The sequence below is a fragment of the Acinetobacter sp. YH12027 genome (genome assembly GCF_013420085.1).
Taxonomy (GTDB): Bacteria; Pseudomonadota; Gammaproteobacteria; order Pseudomonadales; family Moraxellaceae; genus Acinetobacter; species Acinetobacter amyesii.
The window spans coordinates 1-21,349 of sequence record NZ_VOYW01000001.1 but is presented as its reverse complement, the minus strand read 5'-3'; the positions used below and the strand labels follow the sequence as shown (position 1 = coordinate 21,349).

Here is a 21,349-nt window from a genome sequence, read left to right as displayed (position 1 = left end):
TAACCGCCCCTTAAGGCGGTCCATGTTTATGGTTTTACTATAGCGTATGTAAGAATTGTTTATATACAAAAAGTAACACGAAATTTAGATTTTATTTCGCAAAAAGGCAAGGTGTACCATGTTTTTCTTCAAATTGTTTGACCCATGTCTCATGGGCTTCAAGTTCATCTGCGGAAGGTAAAATCACTGGTAATTCTATTTCAACAGCGGCGCGGGTTTGCGAACCATCTTCATTTTGCGAGTGGGTCAGGGCATCGATATCAAAGGATACCTGACCACCCGTCATTGCTAGGTATACGTCAGACAGAATTTCCGCATCGAGTAAGGCACCATGGAAGGTACGGTCACGTTGTGGAATTTCGTAACGACGCACTAATGCATCGAGTGAGTTTTTCTGGCCTGGATGCTTGGCTTTGGCCATAGCCAAGGTATCGGTGACTTCGCAAACTTCAGATAAGGCCACAAAACCGGCACGTTTGAACTCCATATCAAGGAAGTTCATATCGAAGGTTGCGTTATGCGCAATGATTTCTGCGCCTTTTAGATAGTCAAATAAGACATCAGCAATTTCAGCATACAGTGGTTTGTCTTTTAGAAAGTCATCACTGATTCCGTGAATATTTTCAGATTCACCGACAGGTTTTTGCGGGTTGATATAAATATGAATTGAGCTACCGGTCAGTTTGCGGTTAATCATTTCCACCGCACCGACTTCAATAATACGGTCGCCATCTTGGAAATAGAAACCTGTGGTTTCCGTATCTAAAATTAATTGTCGTGGGCCAGATACATCGACGGTTGCTGGTGTAATGACAATCATTGGATGGATTTCAGCAGCTTGCTTAGACTGTGTAGGAGCAGCTTCATTCAACGTTGAAGCCGTGTCAGTTGCTTGTTGTTCTATCGCAATGTCATCAATTTGCTCTGCATTGATCGCCGTCTCGGCATACATTTCAAGTGGCGGAGTATTTTCTAGCTGCTGAGCAATTGAAGCTTCCTGAATTGAAGCGTCAACAATACTTTCATTTGCAATCGTAGCTTCTTCAGAGATTTCTTCTTCATCGTCGCTATCAGCAAATTCGAGTCCAAAAGGATCGTTTAACAGCCAGTCAGGTTCAGCTTTTTTTTTAGGTGCTTCAGCTGTAGTTGATGCCGCTAGTTTGATCTGTTCGAGGGTTTTTTCTGCGCCTAGATTGGCCAATTGATCGGCCATTTCATTTCCCGGATGGCCTGCATGCCCTTTAATCCAGTTCCATTCAATTTCCCGACCCTGACAAGTTGCATCCAGTAATTTCCACAGATCTGGATTTTTAACATCTTTCCAGTTTTTCTTTTTCCAACCATGAATCCACTCGGTAATGCCTTGTTTGACATAGTTAGAGTCTGTCCAAATAATCAGTTTTGCATCGGACGGACAGTGTTGAATGCCTTCAATTGCAGCAGTCAATTCCATACGGTTATTGGTGGTTTCAGCTTCGCCGCCGCAGAGTTTTTCTTCTCCAGTTTCACGGATGATATACGCCCCCCAACCCCCTAAGCCAGGGTTGCCTTTACATGCACCATCAACATAAAGCGTGATTGTTTGAGACATAAATCAAATCCGGAGAAAAACAAGCATTCAGAACCGTATATTGTATAACGCAAATGACAGAGAGAAATCCATTTCTGGCGATTTTTTTAATTTCTTGTAACATTTATACTGAAATAGCGTTAAATTAACGCCTTGTGTCTGTGTTCTGCTTCACTACAATGGCATATCTAAAAAATAAATTTTATATGAGTTGTCTGGATTTTTTTATGTATAAATCAACTGCGACTGTCTGGCAGCCTACGTTACCACAAATTTTTAAATTTACAGTCTTGGGTTCTGCACTCGCAGCTCTTGGTCTGACGGGCTGTTCTTCATCGCAAACGACTAAGCAGAACTCAGCAAGTAAACAAGTCGGCTCAAACTTTCTCGATGCCAATAGTTTAGATTCACTCGAAGATTTACTTTCTGCAACAGACATGCGTGCCGTAGAAGGCGACCGCCTTTTAGTACTAAAGCACGGTGATGTTTGGAAGCGAATGACCGTTGGTTTCAAAATGGATTTGAACCACTGGGATACGCGAATTGAAGCACAGCGTGGTTGGTTTATTTCACGTCAACCGTATATTGACCGTTTAAGTGCGCGTGCGTCCCGTTATTTATATCACACGGTTAAAGAAGCAGAACGTCGTGGTTTGCCGACTGAGTTGGCGTTATTGCCAGTGATTGAAAGTTCTTATGACCCAGCAGCAACTTCAAGTGCTGCCGCAGCAGGTTTATGGCAGTTTATTCCAAGTACTGGACGTATTTACGGCTTAAAACAAACCTCAATGTATGATGGTCGTCGTGACGTAGTTGAATCTACGCGTGCAGCTTATGAGTTTTTAGGTGCGCTACATAACCAGTTCGGTTCGTGGGAATTGGCTTTGGCTTCTTATAATGCAGGGCCGGGGCGTATTCAACAAGCGATTAACCGTAACCGTGCAGCAGGTTTGCCAACCGATTATTGGTCGTTAAAACTGCCACAAGAAACCATGAACTATGTCCCACGTTTCTTGGCTGTTGCTCAAATTATTAAAAATCCAAGTGCTTATGGCGTAAGTTTACCGCCAATTGCTAACCGTCCACATTTTCGTGAAGTGGCTGTAGGGCCTGCAAATTTAAATGAAATTGCATCTATTACTGGTTTAAGTCGTGCAGAACTTTATGCACTAAACCCGGGTCATCGTGGCGATGTGATTGATAGCAGCAGCCCAATGCGGATTTTAATTCCTGCGGATGTGAGTCCATCAGTCGATGCACGTTTGAAAAAATTACAATCAGGTGGTTCATCAGGTTATTGGGCAAGTAATTCAACTTATAACTTACCAAAAAATAATGTTGAAATAACACCGTCACGTGTTACTCCGCCGGAATTAAATAGTAAAACTATTCAGCCCGCTAAAGTGACGCCACCTACGCTGACCACACAGCCGACAGTGACAGCTTCTGCCAAACCACCTGTAGTCGCTGCAACGGTAACGCCAAGTATTCCGTCAGGAACGAAAGGCAAAACACCAATGGGATCATCTGCTTTAGCTGCATTTGCATCGAATAGTGATATTCCAAGTGCGCCGCGTATACCAGTCGCTGTAACACCTTCGACTCCTGTGAAAGCCGTGTCTGTCGAGCCACCACTCAGCGCAAATGAGCGTGAGCAAATCATGGCGGCTATTAAAGCCGAAGGTGAGACCAAAACAGTTGATGAGGTGTTAAAACCAGTAGCGACCAAAGCAGAACAAGAAGAAGTCGTTCAGGAAATTAAAGCTATTGCGCCGAAGGGCACTGAAATTGTCGATCCTTATGATGGTAAGATTAAGTTGACAGCGATTCAGACCAGCCAGTCGATTGCGGATCAACAAGGTAAAGAACTGACCAAAGGTTTCTCTTACCCGAAAAGCGTGGCTGAAAATACAGGTGCTGATTCTGAAGAAGCCAAACGCAACCAAGGTAAAAATGTCATCCGTACAGATTCTGAAATTGTAGTTGTACCACCTAAAGGTAAACGCAGTACTTATACAGTTTTGGCAGGTGACACTTTAGCGTTGATCGCGATGAAAAATGGCGTGAATTGGCGTGATATTGCAGCTTGGAACCAAATTTCGCCAGATTCGACTTTGTATGTCGGTACGACCATCTATTTATATGATGCGAAACCGATTGTTCAAAATAACGAAGAGTCGAAAGCCAAGCCTATAGCAGATAGCTACGTAGTGAAAGCAAATGACAGTCTTACAGCTGTTGCGAGTCAATTTGGTTTAAGTACGAAGCAACTCGCAGACTACAATGGTTTAACCACCACGAGTGGTTTATATGTTGGGCAGAAATTATCCCTAAAAGAAACGCCTGCATCGAAAGCAAAATTGGAAGCTGATAAGAAAGCCGCTCAAGTTGTCGAAAAACCTGCAAAAGTTCAAACCAAATCCTACACGGTAAAACGTGGTGAATATCTAAAACTCATTGCAGATCGTTATGCGCTGTCAAATCAAGAGTTGGCAGATTTAACAACTGGCTTAACGGCTGGCAGTAGCTTGATGGTGGGGCAAAAAATTAATGTGCCATTACAAGCTGTAGCAGAAGTTGAGAAGCTCGAAAGCAAAGTCGTGAATCGCATTGAAAATGTCAAAGTTGATCCTGCGTATAAAGTGGAAAGCTATAAAGTGCAGCGTGGTGATACGCTTTACAGCATTGCGACGCGGTCAAAAATCAGTTTGTCAGAATTGGCGAGTCTAAATGATATGTCGGTAAATAGTGGGCTGATGGCTGGGCAAAGCATTAAAGTTCCTGCAAGTTCAACTGTTCCGGATACATATGTGGTGCAGTCTGGCGATACACTGACAGGCATTGCTAGTCGCTATGATTTAGGCATGGACTATGTCGCAAATTTAAATGGTATAGAGCGTAGTTCTGGTCTACGCGTTGGGCAGAAATTAAAATTAACAGGTGATGTCGCACCGGTTAAAGTAGAAACCAAAGCTGAGGCGACCAAAATTGAAAGCAAAACCAATACACGAACGAATTCCGTTGATGCGACCGATATTCATGTGGTGAAATCAGGTGAAACATTGGGTGTGATTGCGAAGAAATATCATCTTCAATTACGTTATTTAGCTGAATTAAATGGCCTAAATACCAATAGTGGGATTCGTGTAGGGCAGCGTTTAAAAGTAGATGGTGAACTACCTGCTGATGTAGCTAGTAAAGCAACTGAAACCAAAAAAACGGAAGCTAAATCCTCTACGAGCAATGTGAAACCAGCAAATACTGAAAGCTATACTGTGAAATCAGGCGAGTCTTTAAATTCGATTGCTAGTCGGACAGGTTTAACTGTGGCAGCATTGGCTGAATTAAATAACTTGAACCCGCGTGCAGGACTGCGTGTCGGTCAAAATTTACAAGTCCCTAAAACTATTAGTGAATACCGTATTAAACGCGGCGATACGCTGATTGGTTTGGCAAGTCGCTATGGACTAGACACATCAAAACTCGCTGAAATGAATGATATGCAACCGTCTGCTCAGTTACGTATTGGTGACGTGATTAAAGTACCGAATTAAGCAACGACTACAGGGAGTTGTCATTGATGTTGGTGTCGTTCAAATCAGCACATCAAGCTATTGGGATGTGTGTGCTTAGTCTGTTCGGTCAAAGTGTGTGGTCTGCGATACAGACCACGCCTTATATTGCGATTCATAGCACACCCAAATATGACTCTGTCAAAGTCATGCCTTATGCCAATGCTTCTGCACCCAAAGGTGGATATTTAAGTACTTCATCAAATGGGACATTTGACAATTTAAACAGTATGAATGGTAAGGGCAGTGCGGCTGAGGGGGTAAATTATTTATTTGACTCCCTTATGGATAGCTCTTTAGATGAACCTGGCGTGCTGTATCCATTATTAGCTGAGAAGGTCACGTTCGATCCCGATCATACGAATTTTGTCATTTATCACTTAAATCCAAAAGCACGATTTAGTGATGGTTCAGAACTCACTGCTGAAGATGTTAAATTTAGTTTTGATACTTTTCAGACCAAGTCAAACCCAGGTTTACAAATGTATTTGGCAGATTTAGATAAAACCCAAGTGTTATCTAAATATGAAGTCAAAATGACCTTTAAGTCGGGTAATAACGCTGAAATGCCATTAATATTGGCGCAAATGCCGATTTATTCCAAAAAAGATTGGGCAAAAAAAGATTTTACTAAAATTACTATGCAGCCGATTTTAGGTTCTGGCCCGTATTTACTTGATCGAATTGATTCTGGCCGTAGTATTAGTTTTAAGCGCAATCCTAATTATTGGGGACGTGATTTAGTGATTAATCGCGGACGATATAATTTTGATCATTTGAAATATGTCTATTACCGAAATTTAGATGTTGCTTTTGAAGGCTTTAAGTCTGGCCAATATACTTTGCATGAGGAATTTACAGCACGAAAATGGGTGACGGAATATAAGTTTCCGTCCATCACTGCAGGAATGGTGGTGAAGTATCGTGATAAGCATGAAAATCCAATTGCAACTCAAAGTTTTGTATTTAATACGCGTCGATCGCCGTTTAATGATATTCGTTTTCGACAAGCTTTAACCTATGCTTATGATTTTGAATGGCAAAATAAAGCTCTGTTTTATGGTCAATACCAGCGCCTACAAAGCTATTTTTCAAATAGTGAGTTAGAAGCTAAAGGGGTACCCTCAGATGCTGAAATGCAAATTTTAAAACCATTGTTAACGAAATTAACCCCTTTAGAGCGTAAAGGGGTGTTATCAAACTGGAAATATCCCGTTTCGGATGCTAGTGGATTTAATCGAAATAATTTATTGACTGCTCGTCAGCTATTAATAAATGCTGGTTATCGATTTAAAAATGGTCAATTATTAGACCGACATGGTCAAGCCATTCGTATTGAATTTCTCATTCACCAAGATGGCTTACAGCGAACATTAATGCCTTTTGTGCGCAATATGAAACGTTTAGGTGTGACTGTAAACATTCGCCAAGTGGACGTGCCTCAATATATAGAACGGATGCGTTCGAAAGACTTTGATATGACAACAAATGTTATGCCACAGTCGCTCAATCCGGGTAATGAGCAAGCGCAATTTTGGGGAAGTGCATCGGCAGATCAGCCTGGCAATTACAACTATGCTGGCATTAAAAGTCCGATCATTGATGAAGTCATACAACAGGTGATTCGGGCACCAAATCGTGAACAATTGGTGGTGCGTACCAAAGTATTGGATCGATTATTAAGAGCTGGGTATTATCAAATTCCAACCTATGGTAAAGGTGAAAAATGGTTTGCGTATTGGAATATGTATCAACAGCCAAAAGTAAAACCAAAATTATCAACAGGTATTGATTATTGGTGGAGTAATGAAGCGCAATCGAAAAAAGTTGCAAACTATTTGCGCCAACAATAAATACTAATGAATGACAGGGAATGTTAAAGCAACATGGGCACATATATTTTAAAAAGATTGCTCCTGATTATTCCAACATTGTTTTTCATTTTACTGATTAACTTTGTCGTGATTCAGATTGCACCGGGAGGACCTGTTGAACAAGCCATACAGCAAGCTGAGTCCTTTCAAGGTATGGGAAACACAGGTGGTGGTGAAACTGCGACGACAGGCAGTAAATACCAAGGTGCTAAAGGCCTCAGTGAAGAAATGGTGGCAAAAATCGAGGCACAATATGGTTTCGATAAACCATTATTCGAACGTTTTTGGCTCATGTTAAAGGGCTATGTAACGCTAGATTTTGGTACCAGTTTTTTTAAAGATAAGTCTGTGACTCAGCTGCTTTGGGAAAAGCTGCCTGTATCCTTATCCCTTGGCTTATGGAGTACCTTGCTGATCTATCTGGTGTCTATTCCTTTAGGCATTAAAAAAGCCCGTCAACATGGTCTGCTATTTGATAAAAGCACGTCTATTTTATTGGCTATAGGTTACGCCATTCCTGCTTTCGCCTTCGCCATTTTACTCATTGTCTTTTTTGCAGGTGGTTCATATTTTCAGTGGTTCCCTCTACAAGGTTTAGTTTCAGAGAATTTTGGTGAGTTAAGTGTGTTTGGCAAAATTGCAGATTATTTTTGGCATATGGCGTTGCCTTTGTTTGCTATGGTAATTGGTGGTTTTGCAGGCTTAACTTATCTGACCAAATACTCTTTTATGGAAGAACTGAATAAGCAATATGTTCTTGCTGCTCGTTCTAAAGGTTTGACTGAATCACGTGTGCTGTATGGGCATGTATTTCGTAATGCAATGCTCATTGTCATTGCTGGTCTACCAGAAGCCTTGATTGGCATCTTCTTTGTGGGAAATCTATTTATTGAAATTATTTTCAATTTAGATGGCCTGGGATTGTTAGGTTTTGAAGCCATCGTGCAGCGTGATTATCCAGTGATTTTTGGCACCTTGTTTATTTTTACCTTGATGGGGCTGATCTTAAGATTAATCAGTGATGTCATGTATCAAATGATTGATCCACGAATTAATTTTGACTCACAGGGGGCAAAATAATGTCTCCGATCATGCAAGCGCGATTTCAACGTTTTAAAGACAATAAATTAGGTTTTACATGCTTTATCAGCTTTGCCTTGATTTTTATTTTGTCTCTAGCTGTCGATTTTATTGCCAATGATAAACCGCTCTTGGTCAAATACGATGATTCTTTATACGTTCCCGTATTAAAAAGTTATCCAGAAACTGCTTTCGGTGGCGTATTTGAAACTGAGGCAGATTATAAAGATCCTGTGGTACAGCAACTGATTGATGATAAAGGATGGGCTGTATGGCCACTGATTAAATTTTCCTATCAAACACCGAATTTAGAGTTGGCTGTGCCTGTGCCATCTGCACCGACTGCACAAAATTGGCTCGGTACCGATGACCAAGGGCGTGATGTGCTCGCACGTATTTTATATGGACTACGTGTGTCGCTCTTGTTTGGTTTTGCATTAACTTTTGCTTCAGCCATATTGGGCATCATGGTTGGGGCGATACAGGGCTATTATGGTGGCTGGGTAGACCTCATTGGTCAACGGATTTTAGAAGTCTGGGGCGGACTACCGATGCTATTCATGGTGATGATTTTGGTCAGCATGTTTACTCCGAGTGTGTATTGGCTCTTTGTCATTATGCTGCTGTTTGGCTGGCCCACTTTGGTCGGCTTGGTTCGTGCAGAGTTTTTGCGTGCTCGTAATTTTGATTATGTCCGTGCAGCACGGAGTCTTGGCGTTACAGATAGCACCATTATGTTTCGGCATATCTTACCAAATGCGATGAGTTCCAGTCTTTCACAGCTACCTTTCATGCTCACGGCAAATATTACGGCACTGACAGCCTTAGATTTCTTAGGTTATGGCTTACCGCCTGATGCCGCGTCCTTAGGTGAGTTATTGCTTCAAGGGAAAAACAATCTGAATGCACCATGGCTTGCCTTATCGGGGTTTTTTACCTTAGCGATCGTGCTGTCTTTATTGATTTACATTGGGGAGGCGACACGTGATGCATTCGATCCTAGACGTCAATAATCATCAAGTTAATGTACCTCCCATCGTATTAGCGGTTGAACATTTACATATTTCCCATGCAGCACAGGTCTTGGTTGAAGACCTGAATTTTAATTTGCATGCAGGTGAAACGATAGCCATTGTTGGAGAAAGCGGTTCTGGTAAATCGATTAGCAGCCTAGCTATACTCGGTTTGTTGCCAAGTGATCTGCAGGTCACAGGCAGCGTCAGCCTGAATGGACAGAATATTCTTGGACTGAGTCCTGAGCAGCATCGAAACATTCGTGGACAGAAAATTGCCATGATTTTTCAAGAGCCGATGACGGCCTTAAATCCCTTACATCGTGTGGAAAAGATTGTTGGTGAGTCATTGTTGTTACAGGGATGGTCGAAGGCAAAAACACGACAGCGCGTTATAGAATTATTAAATGATGTGGGTATTCCTGATGCTGAAGATAAGTTAAGGCGCTATCCACATGAATTATCAGGCGGGCAGCGGCAACGTGTCATGATTGCCATGGCATTGGCCTTAGATCCTGATATTTTAATCGCTGATGAGCCAACCACGGCTTTAGATGTCACTTTGCAGGTGCAAATCTTAAATTTATTAAAGTCGCTACAACAGCAGCGCAATATGGCGATGATATTAATTAGCCATGACCTGAATTTGGTCAAGCGCTATGCCGAACATGTGATTGTGATGAATCGTGGGCAAGTGGTGGAGCAAGGTGGTGTTCAGGAAATTTTTGAGCAGCCGAAGCAGGCGTATACCAAAAATTTATTAGACCATGATTTTGGTTCAGCAATACAGGTTTCGCAAACGCAGACACTTTTAGAATTACGCCAGTTAGGAGTGAAGTTCCCAGTCAAACAAGGCTTATTGAACCGCATTAAAAATTATGTCGTTGCGGTAGAAGCTTTGGATTTAACAGTGGCTGAAGGTGAGTCGATCGGTATTGTTGGTGAGAGTGGTTCAGGGAAAAGCTCTTTAGCACTGGCTATTGCTCGGCTCATAGAAAGTGATGGTGAAATTATGTTAAATCAACACGCCATCAATCAACTTTCAGAAAAACAGCTCAGACCTTTACGTCGTGAATTTCAAATCGTCTTTCAAGATCCATTCAGTAGTTTAAATCCACGGCTCAATGTAGAGCAAACCATTGGCGAAGGTCTGGCCTTACAGCATTTATCTGCAAATGAAATTGTACAGCGTATAGATGAAGCTTTGCAGAAAGTCGAATTAGCCAGCTCATTTAAGCAGCGTTATCCACATGAATTATCGGGTGGGCAACGGCAGCGAGTTGCCTTGGCGCGTGCGTTGGTATTACGTCCTAAATTATTGATACTCGATGAACCTACATCGGCACTTGATCGGACGACACAAAAAGCTATCGTGAAGCTACTACGGCGTTTGCAGCAAGAATATAATATGAGTTATTTATTTATCAGTCACGATTTACACGTGGTCAAAGCCTTGTGCCAAAAAGTGTTGGTACTGCGACATGCCAAAGTCATGGAGTTTCAAGACACTGAAGATCTATTTGCACGACCACAAACGGACTATACCCGTAAATTAATTGAAGCCAGCCAATACTAAAATCAAACTTATGGATATTTTGACAAGTGTCATTGTCAAAATATCCTTGACCTTTAGAAAATAATAATTAGAGTAAATACTCAGGACTTATTATTTCATTTTGGACATTGTCATGAGCCATTTAGCTGAAAGCTTTAAAATTCGTAATACCACATTTAAAAATCGCATCATTAAAGGTGCAATGAGTGAAGCATTGGCCAATACCGCAGGCCAACCCAATCACTTACATTTTGGATTATATGAAGCTTGGGCGAAGGGTGGTTTAGGCTGTGCCATTACGGGTAATGTCATGGTGGATTTTCGTGCTAAAAATGAGCCTGGGGTTGTTGTCGCTGAAACTGAGCGAGATTTAGCACAATTAACACAGTGGGCTGAGCTAGGCAAGAAGCACGGCATGGTGCAATTGGTTCAACTTTCACATCCGGGCCGCCAATGTCCAAAAGGTTTAAATAAAGAAACGGTTGCACCGTCTGCTGTGCCATTTAGTCCGATGTTAGCCACAACGTTTGGAACACCGCGCGAACTTCGTGAAGATGAAATTTTAGATATCATTCAGCGTTTTGCACGTGCCGCACACATTTGTGAAAAGGCAGGCTTCGAAGGCGTGCAATTGCATGGTGCGCATGGTTATTTAATTAGTCAGTTTTTGTCGCCACTGACCAATAAACGTCAAGATCAGTGGGGCGGTTCAAATGAAAATCGCATGCGCTTTTTGCTTGAAATCTATAAGGCAGTTCGCGCAGCGACGACCGATGATTTTATCATTTCGGTCAAACTGAATTCTGCTGATTTCCAACGCGGCGGAATTAGCGAAGCAGATGTGATTGAGGTCTTTAAGGCAATCGATGCCGCAGGGATTGATATGATTGAAATCTCGGGTGGTTCCTATGAAGCGCCAGCGATGGCGGGTGCTAAAGAAGAAAAACGTAAAGCCAGTACCATTGCTCGTGAAGCTTATTTCCTCGATTTTGCGGACAATATCCGTAAAGAAGTGAAATGCGCGTTAATGGTTACCGGCGGGTTTAGAACCGTGCAAGGCATGAATGCTGCACTAGACAGTGGAGCTTGTGATTTTATTGGTATTGCACGTCCTTTCGCTGTAGAAGTCGATTTGGCTGATCGTTTATTGGCGGGGCAGGATGTTCGTTACGGTGTGGACAAAATTAAAACTGGCATACCGATGATTGATAAAATGGCGATTATGGAAATTATTTGGTATGCCGCTCAGTTTAAATCGATTGGTGAAGGCAAACAGCCAAATCCTAAACTTTCACCGTTAAAAGTGTTTTTTAAATATCTTAAAGGAAATTTAACAGCGGTCATTAAAGGGCAAGTCAATTCACGTAAGTCGGCTTAATCAATCATTGAATTATTAGAATAAGGGCAATCGGCATACATCCATGTTATGGTTGCCTTTATTCATATCAATATTGCTTACAATAAAAATGTCTAAAATTTTAATATTAATAGTCATTCTTTCGGGGCTCAGTTCTGCCCTCTATGCCCAGTCCGTATTTCAGACGGGGGATATCATTTTTCATATCTCAAAGTCACAGCAAAGTTTAAGCATTCAAAAGGCCACACATTCGCCCTATAGTCACATGGGCATGATCGTAAATAAAAATAACCAAACCTGGGTGCTCGAAGCTATTCAACCTGTGCAATATACCGCTTTAAATCAATGGATCACGCGTGGGGAGAATGCTCACTATGTCGTAAAAAGGCTCAAACAACCCTTAAATGTGCCGCAGAAAACGAAGTTGGTACAACATGCAGAAAAGTACTTGGGCAAACCCTATGATATATATTTTGAATGGGATGACCGTGCAATTTACTGTTCTGAAATTGTTTGGAAAGCTTATCAGCATGCTTTAGGAATCGAACTTTCTCCATTACAACAACTGAAACAATTTGATTTAAAACAAAATGAAGTCCAGCGTCTAATGCGGCAGCGCTATGGTCAAAATATTCCGCTGAATGAGCAGGTGATTGCCCCTAAGGCCATTTATGATTCAAAACTTTTAAAAGAAATATTTAGAAATTAAGGCAATAAAAAAGCCCAAGTCGCAATGCTTGAGCTTTTTAATGAGTGATTAAAACCAACTCGAATATGGCGTCCCTACGGGGATTCGAACCCCGGTTACCGCCGTGAAAGGGCGATGTCCTAGGCCTCTAGACGATAGGGACAGTACAGAAAGCAAATTTTAAAACCGTTTATTTCAGTCTAAGTTTTTAGACTAAATAATGGCGTCCCTACGGGGATTCGAACCCCGGTTACCGCCGTGAAAGGGCGATGTCCTAGGCCTCTAGACGATAGGGACTTAATAAAATGTACTTCTGAAAATTGGCGTCCCTACGGGGATTCGAACCCCGGTTACCGCCGTGAAAGGGCGATGTCCTAGGCCTCTAGACGATAGGGACGTTTCAGAGGTGGGCGTATATTAGGGTGAAAATCGGGGGGTGTCAAACGCTTTTCTATAAATAAATTCAGTTTTTGTTGTTGAGTGCATAAAATTAAAACAATTTGCTAAAAATGTTTGAAAAATACATTATTTATGTCGGTTTTTTCAACACTTGTAAGATTGTAGCAATAACTTCTGGATGCGTTAAATATCCAGCAATATCGTGTGGGTGTTCAATCGATGTCTGAATTTGCTGGTTGATAATGGCGGGTTGAAAATCAAATGGTGCCTGACTCAGTGGAAAAGCGCTGAGAAAATCATCATGTGAATAAAAGTTTAACCAATCGCCTGAAATTGCATCAGGTCGCTGTAAAGGCTGAGGTAAGTGGGCTTGGATGACACGAAAAGCCAAAGGTGAGCCCAAGGTGATAAAGCGCTGTATGTTGAGTTCAGGATGTAACAGTAAAAAATGATACGCAATCACGCTACCTAGCGAATGTGCAATCAACAGGGTGGGTTTCGTTTGATGTAATTGCTCATGCAGACGAGTATGAACTGCCTGAATAAAATGTGGATTGGATAAATAAAGATAAGTTTCGACCAAAAATTTATGCAAAAGTGTGGCATGTAATTTTGGGAAATAATTCATTAAAACTGCAAAATCGCGTAGGACAAGATCTTTGCCAAGTGCAGTGATCGATTTGAATGATTGGCTTAATCCAATAGCATCATTGAGGGTGATGTCAGGTAGATTATTTTGTACAGCATGATGCTCAAGTACTTTTGGTGATTTTTCTGGGAGTTCAGTGCGATGGATAAACGGAAAATGTGGCCACGTTTGAGGTGTCAAGGTGCTGGCTTGAAGCATATTCTGCAAATGATAACGCGTGAGTAAGTCTCCATAAAAAGGCATGCGCATATGGTGCTGTATATACGATAAAAAAGTCTCTTGATGGCTTTGCTTTAAGCCTTGAGACAACAGTGCAAGCCAATGCTGTTCGAGCGTACGTGCAGTTTGTTGTTGTTGATTCATGCCATGGATAAAGATGATCTGCATATTGCACCTCATCGACGGACCAGTTTTTATTCTACTTTTATTAAAATATAGCCATAAAAAAAGAGCAACCGAAGTTACTCTTTTATCGTGTTTGGTATGACAACGCAGATCAATCTTTGTTGTGATACAAGGTGTAGTAGCTGATATAACACGCCACAATGAAGATCATACAGCAGATAAAGCCAGTCAACATTTCTGGGTCAAAGACCATACTAATACAGGTAATAAGACAGAATACAAAACCGAGTATTGGTACGATTGGGAAGAGTGGTGCAGCAAAAGCTAAATCTTTTGCAGTTTTGCCTTCTTTATACCACTGACGACGGAAGTTGAATTGGCTTAAACAAATACTCATCCACACCACCACCATGGTAAATGCAGCAACACCTAACAAGTTTTTGAAGATGGTTTCTGGTGCAAATTGCTCAGAAAGTAAGCCCGGCATACCACCGATCATGGTCACAATCACCGCAACATAAGGAATACCACGTGAGTTCACTTTAGAGAACACCGCAGGTAATTGCTTACTATAGGACAATGACCACATCATTCGAGATGCAGCAAATAAACCAGAGTTAGCAGCAGAAAGTAGGGCTGTGATAATCACAAAGCGGATGATGTCTTCTGCATAAGGAATACCAATGTGCTGGAATACTGTTACGAAAGGTGAACTACTTACACCTTCGGCAGATAAGCCAGCTTCTTGATGGGGCAATAATGCAGTAATAACAACAATGGTACCTACAAAGAAAATCAACAAGCGGAAAATCGCCGTGTTAATGGCTTTAGGTACATTTTTCGCTGGATCTTTGGTTTCACCCGCAGCAACACCAATCAGTTCAGTACCTGAGAATGCAAAGTTCACAATCAACATTGTAGCGAAGATTGGGAACAAGCCTTCAGGGAACCAACCTTGTGCAGTGAGGTTGCTAAACAGTGGTGCAGCTTCATAGCCTCTATAGCCTAAAACACCAAAAATGGCCAATAGACCTAAAATAATAAAGGCTACAACGGTAATCACTTTGACTAAAGCTAGCCAAAATTCAGATTCAGCAAACCATTTGGTTGAAATCATATTCAAGCAGAATACAAAAGCACCAAAGATTAGGGTCCACATCCACATAGAGCTGTCTGGGAACCATTCCTGCATTAAAAGTGCAGCAGCAGTAAATTCAGTTCCTAGCGTTACTGACCATGTCAGCCAATACAGCCAAGTGATGGTATAACCCGTACCCGGTCCGATATAGCGTTTAGCATAAGCGCCAAATGAACCAGATTCAGGCATATGTACAGCGAGCTCGCCTAAGCAAAGCATCACCATATAGGCGATAATACCGCCTAAAAAATACGAAATAATGGCACCTACAGGCCCCGTTTGTGCAATGACTTCACCCGAACCAAGAAATAAACCAGTACCGATTGCGCCGCCAAGCGAAATCATCACCAGATGTCGAGTACTCATAGCGCGTTTTAACGGCGCAGAATTGCCCTGATGCGAAGCATCATTCGGAGAATGAGATGACTGCATAGAGAAAAAGGAGAATCAAATAATGAAGCGAGTAATTGTAGAGAAGAATGTAATGATGATGCAATCAATTAATATAAATTATAGATAAATAAACTTTAAGTTTGTCAGAACTGACAGAAGAATTGGCGTCCCTACGGGGATTCGAACCCCGGTTACCGCCGTGAAAGGGCGATGTCCTAGGCCTCTAGACGATAGGGACGTTTTAAGGTGCTGTCATAGTATGAATAAACATGATGTGAGTCAAAGAAAAAATTTAAATCTCAGCTCATTTGTCTGTTATTTAAACATATAAATCAACGATTAATAAATTATAGAAAAGAAAGGCTTTGAAAATAAAAAAGCGAACCCAATGGCTTTGGATTCGCTTTAAAGATTAATCATTAAATCAGCTTAATCTTGATTATGATATAACCAATAATAACCTGCATAACATGCCGCCATAAAGATCAAGCATCCAATAAAGCCTGAAAGCATTTCAGGATCTGCAGCCATACTTAAACCTGTTGCGGTACAGCAGACAAAGCCAAGGATTGGAACCAGTGGGAACCATGGTGTACGGAATTTAAGTTCTGACACGCTATGACCTTGTTTCAGCCATTGGCGACGGAAGTTAAATTGACTCCAACAAATACTCATCCACACGATCACCATAGTGAAAGCGGCAACCCCCATCAAGTTTTTGAAGATCACATCTGCGCCAAATTGTTCTGACAATAGACCTGGTAAACCACCGATCATAGTGACCAATACAGCAATATAAGGCACACCTGTTTTGCTTAATTTGCCGAAAGCACGTGGTAATTGTTTTTGTGCAGACAGTGCCCACATCATACGCGATGCAGCATATAAACCAGAGTTAGCTGTAGACAGTAAAGCTGTAATAATGACGAAACGAATTAAGTCTTCTGCATAGGGAATGCCCATCAGGTTAAATACGGAAACGAATGGGCTACTACTTAAGCCGCCATGTCCGCCGACATTTAAACCTGCATCGGTATAGGTCAACAGTGAACTGATGACGATAATAGTGCCGACAAAGAAAATGATTAAGCGCCATACCGCAGCATGAATGGCTTTAGGCACATTCTTTTCAGGGTTTTCAGTTTCACCTGCAGCGATACCAATCATCTCCGTACCATTAAAGGCAAAGTTCACGATCAATAGCGTGGCAAACAGAGGGAACAAACCATTTGGCAGCCAACCATGTTCTGTCAAATTGTGGAACATTGGAGCTGATTCATAGCCTTGGAAAGGTACGAAACCAAAGATGCAGGCAAAACCAAGGATGATGAAAATCAATACTGTTGCAACTTTCACCATGGATAACCAAAATTCTGACTCTGCAAATGCACGCGTAGAGCTTAAATTAGAAATCAGTACACCTGCAGCGAAGATCAGTGTCCATAACCAAATAGAGGTTTGTGGAAACCATTCCTGCATCAATATAGCAGTCGCAGTAAATTCTGTACCTAAGGTGGCAGACCAGCCCAACCAGTACATCCAAGACACCATATAACCGGTACCAGGGCCAATATAATTTGTCGCAAAAGCACCAAAAGAGCCAGAAACAGGTAAATGTACGGCAAGCTCACCCAAACAGAGCATAACCATGTAGGCGATTAGACCGCCAATAATATAGGCAAGTACAGCGCCCAAAGGCCCAGCTTGTGAAATAACTTCACCTGAACCCATAAACAAACCAGTACCAATTGCACCACCAAGTGAGAGCATCACAAGGTGTCGAGTCGTCATCGCACGTTTAAGCGATGGACTTTTACCTTCAGCAGACGAGTGTTGCGAAGGTTCAGAGGGAGATTGCATAGTGAAATGAAAATTGAATGAAAGGTATATTTTATGATTGAATGCAGTGAAATGATTGATAAATCGAATTTTTCTTATAATGTGATAATACTGATCTAAAATTTAAATCTTTAGCACTGACCATTAGATTAATGGTCAGGAGTTTGATACTCAGCTTCAGAAGTTGCAGGTACTTGAGTTTGTTCGGTTACAGGGGCTTTGTTGTCATCGCGGCTCACAATATACAGATAGAGTGCAGATGGAAATAAGATGGCTAAAACCAAGAGCAACTTTTTAAACATAGGGTATTCTTACATCAAAATAGATCAAGCTGAAGTATAAACAAAACCAGTCAGGCTGTAATTAATTAAAGTTTACGGTTTTTCTGTTCTAGATTGGATAGGATGACTTGGTAAATGTCGGGGTAGTGTTGTTTAAAGTTCCGTTGTTGCATGATTGTGATGGTTGAAGCATTTGGCTCGATACCCAGTTTTAAAATTTTTTGGGTTAAAGCGAGTTGTGGGGAGCGACCATCAAAATGTGTATTCAGTAAGTTACCATCGGTATATTTTACTGTGAGTCTAATATTAAGTAGATAATCAAAAACATTAGGCAAACCAAAACCGGCAGCTTTGTAGAGTAAATTATATGTTTCTGCACGATAGCCACGGCCGTATGTTTGATGTGTTTTTAATAATCCTAATGCATTATAAAATTCTAATTTGGCAATAATTTCTTGTTCATTAATAGAACCATCGCCATTTTTTAAAATCCTATTGATGGTGTTAAAAGTCACATCGTTTGAGCTGGGTTTGCAATCAGCAGCAATCAGTCGCTTGATATCTTGAAGTGGAAGTATAAGATGTGCTGTGTCACACATTTTTTTAACTTCTTTATTTTTCATTTTACTGCTTTGAATATTTTTATTTTCAAATTCCTGCACTATGGCTGACCAACCATATATGTTTATAAACTTATAATAACGAGATGCATCATTTGTCATCCCTTTGATCTTTTTAAAGTCGTGAATGTTTTTCACTGATGGTGCATTGGTAGAGAGATTTTGTGGTAATGGAGCATTTGCAAAGCAATGCATACTCATTAGCAGGCAGCTGGTAATAACGATGTTTTTCATGGTTTGTGTGCTTTTAATAAATTGTAAACGTCAGGATATTTGGTTGAAAAGTCATTCTGTTCCATTTGTTTATAAACGTTACTATTGGGCTCGATTCCTGCATTCAGTAGTTTTTGAACCAAACTCACAGAAGGATTACGGCCTTTGATATTGTCTAAAATTAAATTACCATCCACGCCCGTGTAATCGACACCAATACTCAGCAAATAATCAGAAACGTCTTCAAGCCCCCAGCCAATTGCTTTGGATTGCAAAGAGCTTTTTTCTTCATACGGGCCAAATTTATACGTAACGTGTGTTTGTAAAACATTTTCCGACTTATAGAGCTTTAATTTTTCAATGATTTCGTTTTGATCTATTTTGCCTTCTGCATTGGTTAATGCGCCATTAATAATCATAGAGGATGAACGGCCATTGAGTGGTTTGCAATTTGCTTTAAATAATCGTTTGGTTTGATCGGCAGTACTTAGACTCAGTGCAATTTCGCAAAGTTTTTCTTTTTCCCCTTTAGGCATTTTGCTTTTAAGGATGGTTCCATTTTCAAAATCACGAACGATTGACTCCCAACCGTATTTGCTTGCTGTTCGGTAATACTGTATTGCTTCTTCGCTCAATTTTTTTGGTTTTTTCGCTTGTATTTGAGAGTCATGATCGTTGGTTTCGGGAATATAAGATTCTTGGTCATCATTCAATGCTGTTTGATTTGTCTGATTGGCATCGTGCTCAACAGTATTTGAAAGATTTGTCGGTAGGCTGGCTTCGGGTCTAAAAATGTAGATGAAGATACCGAGACATACTATGCACAGGCCAAAGAGTAAGATTATTTTTTTCATGTTTTAGTCTATTTTAAAATGAATCAAGAGCGTTTTTAAGGCGCTCTTGATAGGGAAGATTAAAATTTAAATGTGACATCAGCAATGAACTGTCGCCCAATTTCAGATCTAAGTCTGTTGGTCGACTCACTAATACCTGGGGTGGTATAGATATTATGTCGATTGGTAATATTGTTAATGGTTAAACCGAATATTGCTTTGAGATCTTTAGCGAAATTGAAATCATAAGTGGTACGCATATCCCAACTAAATCGAGGTCTAATCGTATCTGTAGCATAGGCTTCCAACAGGACACCATCATGCTCAACTTTGTTTTTTAGTTTATACGTATCTTTATATTCAGATTTGTAGCTTAAAAAGTTATTAATCTTTAATGGTAAATTTGAAAACTCAATGTCCCAACCAAAACGAGCAGTCCAAGGCTGATTGAAATTTTCAACAGGACGTTCATTAAATTGGATGAGGCTGCCGTTAAAGATAATATCGCGATCTTCAGCAGTCGTATTACTGTTAACGTTATATGACTCAGAATAGTCTAAATAATTTTTTTCTGATTCAGTGTAATCAAAGCCAAAGTTAAACCCGTGCAGAGAGTTTTTATATACGACTGGCAGCGTATTTCTGAGTGTGAGTGTGTAAATGTCAGCTTTTGCCTTACCACTATTACTATATTCAAAATGATCGATGGTGTTGCTGGTTGTTGGATCAATAAAACGATTTTTTGTGATTTCATCTTTGCTATCACGATTCACCCATTTCAGACCAAGGTTCCAGTTTTTAACTTGGCTATTAATGGCAAACACAATTTCGTCAGCATAAGGGGTCTTTAAATTGGCACGTTGAATATTGGAATTAGCTAATATTAAATCTGATAACCCAGTTTGAGTCCAATAGTCTTCAGTTTGATTTTTTGTGCGTTTTAAATTGTATTCCAAAAATGCAAGTTGATCTTGCAGTTCAGTGGCTAAGGTATAGTTTGCATAATATCGATTCCATCCCGTAGTGAAGGACAGAAGATCATTTTTTAGCGGTTTATAGTTAAAGGCAGTACGAGGTGCAATATTTAAATTTTTCGATAAGCTATCATAATCTGCACGTAAACCTAAACGCGCTGAAAAATTATCCCAAGTCGATGTGTTTTCAATGAAGGTATGCACACGTTGTTGGTCAATATTAACTTTACCTTTTTGATAATACTTGCCATTTGTTTGATATTGGCCTTGATAGTTATTTTCATCCGTTGCTTCATCACAAAGAATATCACCTGCCGTACAGCTAATGCCTGAACTAGATGTAAAAGTCTTAGGCTGATTATACATATAGGCATCGTTAGGCCGTTCCCATGCAACTTTAGAATAGTCATAGCCCATACCAAAGCTTAATTGTTGCATGCTGTTGCCAATCTGAATGGTATCAAACGCATTTTTTAGACTATACGAAAATGTATCTTGGTGTAATTCAATATCACTACTTGTGGCACCTTCACCAGGATTGGAACTCCAGTTTTTAGTTGGTGTTTGCTTCCAAAGAATGAACCGTACCGGGTTTGTCGGAGACTCAGTATTCTGAGAGAATGTTCCGATGACCAAATTAAAATATACCCCTGAAATCAGAGAAAGAGCGGTTCAATTATTGATTGAATCTGAAAAAGACTATCCATCTAATTGGGCTGCGATCACAGCTATTGCGCCTAAGATTGGTTGTACTCCTGAAACACTTCGTGCTTGGCATCAAAAGCATTTAGATGAGCAAAATCCTATTAAAGTACAACAGATCTCTGATCAAGAAAAAATGAAGCAAATGGAACGTGAAATTAAAGAATTAAAACGTGCCAATGAAATTCTACGTAAAGCAGCCGCTTTTTTCGCCCAGGCGGAGCTCGACCGCCCACACAAATAATGGTGGATTT

General features: G+C 40.7%; 15 protein-coding genes, 4 tRNA genes and 1 pseudogene. 8 read left to right on the top strand and 12 right to left on the bottom strand.

Features of this window, described 5'->3' with window-relative positions; genetic code table 11:
- Positions 1 to 91 precede the first annotated feature (91 nt).
- Positions 92 to 1,591, bottom strand: coding sequence for a DNA polymerase III subunit epsilon (dnaQ, locus tag FTT94_RS00100; RefSeq protein ID WP_180169995.1), 1,500 nt, complete (start codon positions 1,589 to 1,591; stop codon positions 92 to 94).
- A gap of 206 nt (positions 1,592 to 1,797) precedes the next feature.
- On the opposite strand from dnaQ, the gene FTT94_RS00095 reads away from it, so the two are divergent.
- The 7 genes from FTT94_RS00095 to FTT94_RS00065 all read left to right on the top strand — a co-directional run bounded on the left by FTT94_RS00095 (position 1,798) and on the right by FTT94_RS00065 (position 12,730).
- Positions 1,798 to 5,124, top strand: a complete 3,327-nt coding sequence (locus tag FTT94_RS00095; RefSeq protein WP_180169994.1) for a LysM peptidoglycan-binding domain-containing protein — start codon at positions 1,798 to 1,800, stop codon at positions 5,122 to 5,124.
- A gap of 65 nt (positions 5,125 to 5,189) precedes the next feature.
- Complete coding sequence (locus FTT94_RS00090; RefSeq protein ID WP_257230940.1) at positions 5,190 to 6,995, top strand: extracellular solute-binding protein; 1,806 nt, start codon at positions 5,190 to 5,192, stop codon at positions 6,993 to 6,995.
- A gap of 33 nt (positions 6,996 to 7,028) precedes the next feature.
- On the top strand, positions 7,029 to 8,096 hold the full coding sequence (locus FTT94_RS00085) for a microcin C ABC transporter permease YejB (RefSeq protein ID WP_180169992.1): 1,068 nt from the start codon (positions 7,029 to 7,031) through the stop codon (positions 8,094 to 8,096).
- A complete protein-coding gene (locus FTT94_RS00080) occupies positions 8,096 to 9,109 on the top strand; it encodes an ABC transporter permease (RefSeq protein ID WP_180169991.1) in 1,014 nt (337 codons plus the stop codon). Before FTT94_RS00085 ends, FTT94_RS00080 begins: the two co-directional genes overlap by 1 nt.
- The gene (locus tag FTT94_RS00075) at positions 9,084 to 10,685 is read left to right on the top strand and encodes an ABC transporter ATP-binding protein (protein WP_180106306.1); all 1,602 of its coding nucleotides are present in this window, start codon (positions 9,084 to 9,086) and stop codon (positions 10,683 to 10,685) included. The genes FTT94_RS00080 and FTT94_RS00075 overlap by 26 nt, the downstream gene beginning before the upstream one ends.
- Positions 10,686 to 10,797: 112 nt before the next feature.
- Entirely contained in the window at positions 10,798 to 12,042 is a 1,245-nt protein-coding gene (locus FTT94_RS00070) for an NADH:flavin oxidoreductase/NADH oxidase family protein (RefSeq protein WP_111885862.1), read from the top strand.
- A gap of 43 nt (positions 12,043 to 12,085) precedes the next feature.
- Positions 12,086 to 12,730, top strand: coding sequence for a YiiX family permuted papain-like enzyme (locus FTT94_RS00065; protein ID WP_306669904.1), 645 nt, complete (start codon positions 12,086 to 12,088; stop codon positions 12,728 to 12,730).
- A 66-nt stretch (positions 12,731 to 12,796) separates the two neighbouring features.
- Here the strand turns inward: FTT94_RS00065 and FTT94_RS00060 are convergent.
- The 11 genes from FTT94_RS00060 to FTT94_RS00010 form a co-directional block, all read right to left on the bottom strand.
- Positions 12,797 to 12,872 (bottom strand) — tRNA-Glu (locus FTT94_RS00060).
- 58 nt (positions 12,873 to 12,930) lie between these two features.
- Positions 12,931 to 13,006 (bottom strand) — tRNA-Glu (locus FTT94_RS00055).
- A gap of 24 nt (positions 13,007 to 13,030) precedes the next feature.
- Positions 13,031 to 13,106, bottom strand: a tRNA-Glu gene (locus FTT94_RS00050).
- A gap of 132 nt (positions 13,107 to 13,238) precedes the next feature.
- Positions 13,239 to 14,144 carry an alpha/beta fold hydrolase gene (locus FTT94_RS00045; RefSeq protein WP_180040730.1) on the bottom strand — a complete coding sequence of 302 codons (906 nt, stop codon included), beginning with the start codon at positions 14,142 to 14,144 and terminating at the stop codon, positions 13,239 to 13,241.
- A gap of 109 nt (positions 14,145 to 14,253) precedes the next feature.
- Entirely contained in the window at positions 14,254 to 15,672 is a 1,419-nt protein-coding gene (locus FTT94_RS00040; RefSeq protein WP_078189154.1) for an amino acid permease, read from the bottom strand.
- Positions 15,673 to 15,795: 123 nt separating this feature from the next.
- Positions 15,796 to 15,871, bottom strand: a tRNA-Glu gene (locus FTT94_RS00035).
- Between the two features lie 191 nt (positions 15,872 to 16,062).
- A complete protein-coding gene (locus FTT94_RS00030) occupies positions 16,063 to 17,493 on the bottom strand; it encodes an amino acid permease (RefSeq protein ID WP_180169990.1) in 1,431 nt (476 codons plus the stop codon).
- A 128-nt stretch (positions 17,494 to 17,621) separates the two neighbouring features.
- Positions 17,622 to 17,774: a hypothetical protein gene (locus FTT94_RS00025; RefSeq protein WP_180004134.1), complete on the bottom strand. Its 153-nt coding sequence runs from the start codon at positions 17,772 to 17,774 to the stop codon at positions 17,622 to 17,624.
- Between the two features lie 65 nt (positions 17,775 to 17,839).
- Positions 17,840 to 18,607 (bottom strand): hypothetical protein, encoded by a 768-nt coding sequence (locus tag FTT94_RS00020; protein ID WP_180169989.1) that lies wholly within the window; start codon positions 18,605 to 18,607, stop codon positions 17,840 to 17,842.
- On the bottom strand, positions 18,604 to 19,440 hold the full coding sequence (locus tag FTT94_RS00015) for a hypothetical protein (RefSeq protein WP_180169988.1): 837 nt from the start codon (positions 19,438 to 19,440) through the stop codon (positions 18,604 to 18,606). The genes FTT94_RS00020 and FTT94_RS00015 overlap by 4 nt, the downstream gene beginning before the upstream one ends.
- A 59-nt stretch (positions 19,441 to 19,499) precedes the next feature.
- A complete protein-coding gene (locus tag FTT94_RS00010) occupies positions 19,500 to 21,029 on the bottom strand; it encodes a hypothetical protein (RefSeq protein WP_180169987.1) in 1,530 nt (509 codons plus the stop codon).
- Here FTT94_RS00010 and FTT94_RS00005 point away from each other — a divergent pair.
- A pseudogene (locus FTT94_RS00005) lies at positions 21,022 to 21,349 on the top strand (transposase); the annotation flags it as partial. The gene FTT94_RS00010 and the pseudogene FTT94_RS00005 sit on opposite strands and share 8 nt — an antisense overlap.

Excerpts from the sequence above, each read along its gene's own strand:
- FTT94_RS00075 (WP_180106306.1), top strand. The coding sequence starts at position 9,084 with ATGCATTCGATCCTAGACGTCAATAATCATCAAGTTAATGTACCTCCC.
- FTT94_RS00095 (WP_180169994.1), top strand. The coding sequence starts at position 1,798 with ATGTATAAATCAACTGCGACTGTCTGGCAGCCTACGTTACCACAAATT.
- FTT94_RS00080 (WP_180169991.1), top strand. The coding sequence starts at position 8,096 with ATGTCTCCGATCATGCAAGCGCGATTTCAACGTTTTAAAGACAATAAA.
- FTT94_RS00065 (WP_306669904.1), top strand. The coding sequence starts at position 12,086 with ATGTTATGGTTGCCTTTATTCATATCAATATTGCTTACAATAAAAATG.
- FTT94_RS00025 (WP_180004134.1), bottom strand. The coding sequence starts at position 17,774 with ATGTTTAAAAAGTTGCTCTTGGTTTTAGCCATCTTATTTCCATCTGCA.
- FTT94_RS00090 (WP_257230940.1), top strand. The coding sequence starts at position 5,190 with ATGTGTGTGCTTAGTCTGTTCGGTCAAAGTGTGTGGTCTGCGATACAG.
- FTT94_RS00085 (WP_180169992.1), top strand. The coding sequence starts at position 7,029 with ATGGGCACATATATTTTAAAAAGATTGCTCCTGATTATTCCAACATTG.
- FTT94_RS00015 (WP_180169988.1), bottom strand. The coding sequence starts at position 19,440 with ATGAAAAAAATAATCTTACTCTTTGGCCTGTGCATAGTATGTCTCGGT.
- FTT94_RS00020 (WP_180169989.1), bottom strand. The coding sequence starts at position 18,607 with ATGAAAAACATCGTTATTACCAGCTGCCTGCTAATGAGTATGCATTGC.
- dnaQ (WP_180169995.1), bottom strand. The coding sequence starts at position 1,591 with ATGTCTCAAACAATCACGCTTTATGTTGATGGTGCATGTAAAGGCAAC.
- FTT94_RS00030 (WP_180169990.1), bottom strand. The coding sequence starts at position 17,493 with ATGCAATCTCCCTCTGAACCTTCGCAACACTCGTCTGCTGAAGGTAAA.
- FTT94_RS00045 (WP_180040730.1), bottom strand. The coding sequence starts at position 14,144 with ATGCAGATCATCTTTATCCATGGCATGAATCAACAACAACAAACTGCA.
- FTT94_RS00040 (WP_078189154.1), bottom strand. The coding sequence starts at position 15,672 with ATGCAGTCATCTCATTCTCCGAATGATGCTTCGCATCAGGGCAATTCT.
- FTT94_RS00070 (WP_111885862.1), top strand. The coding sequence starts at position 10,798 with ATGAGCCATTTAGCTGAAAGCTTTAAAATTCGTAATACCACATTTAAA.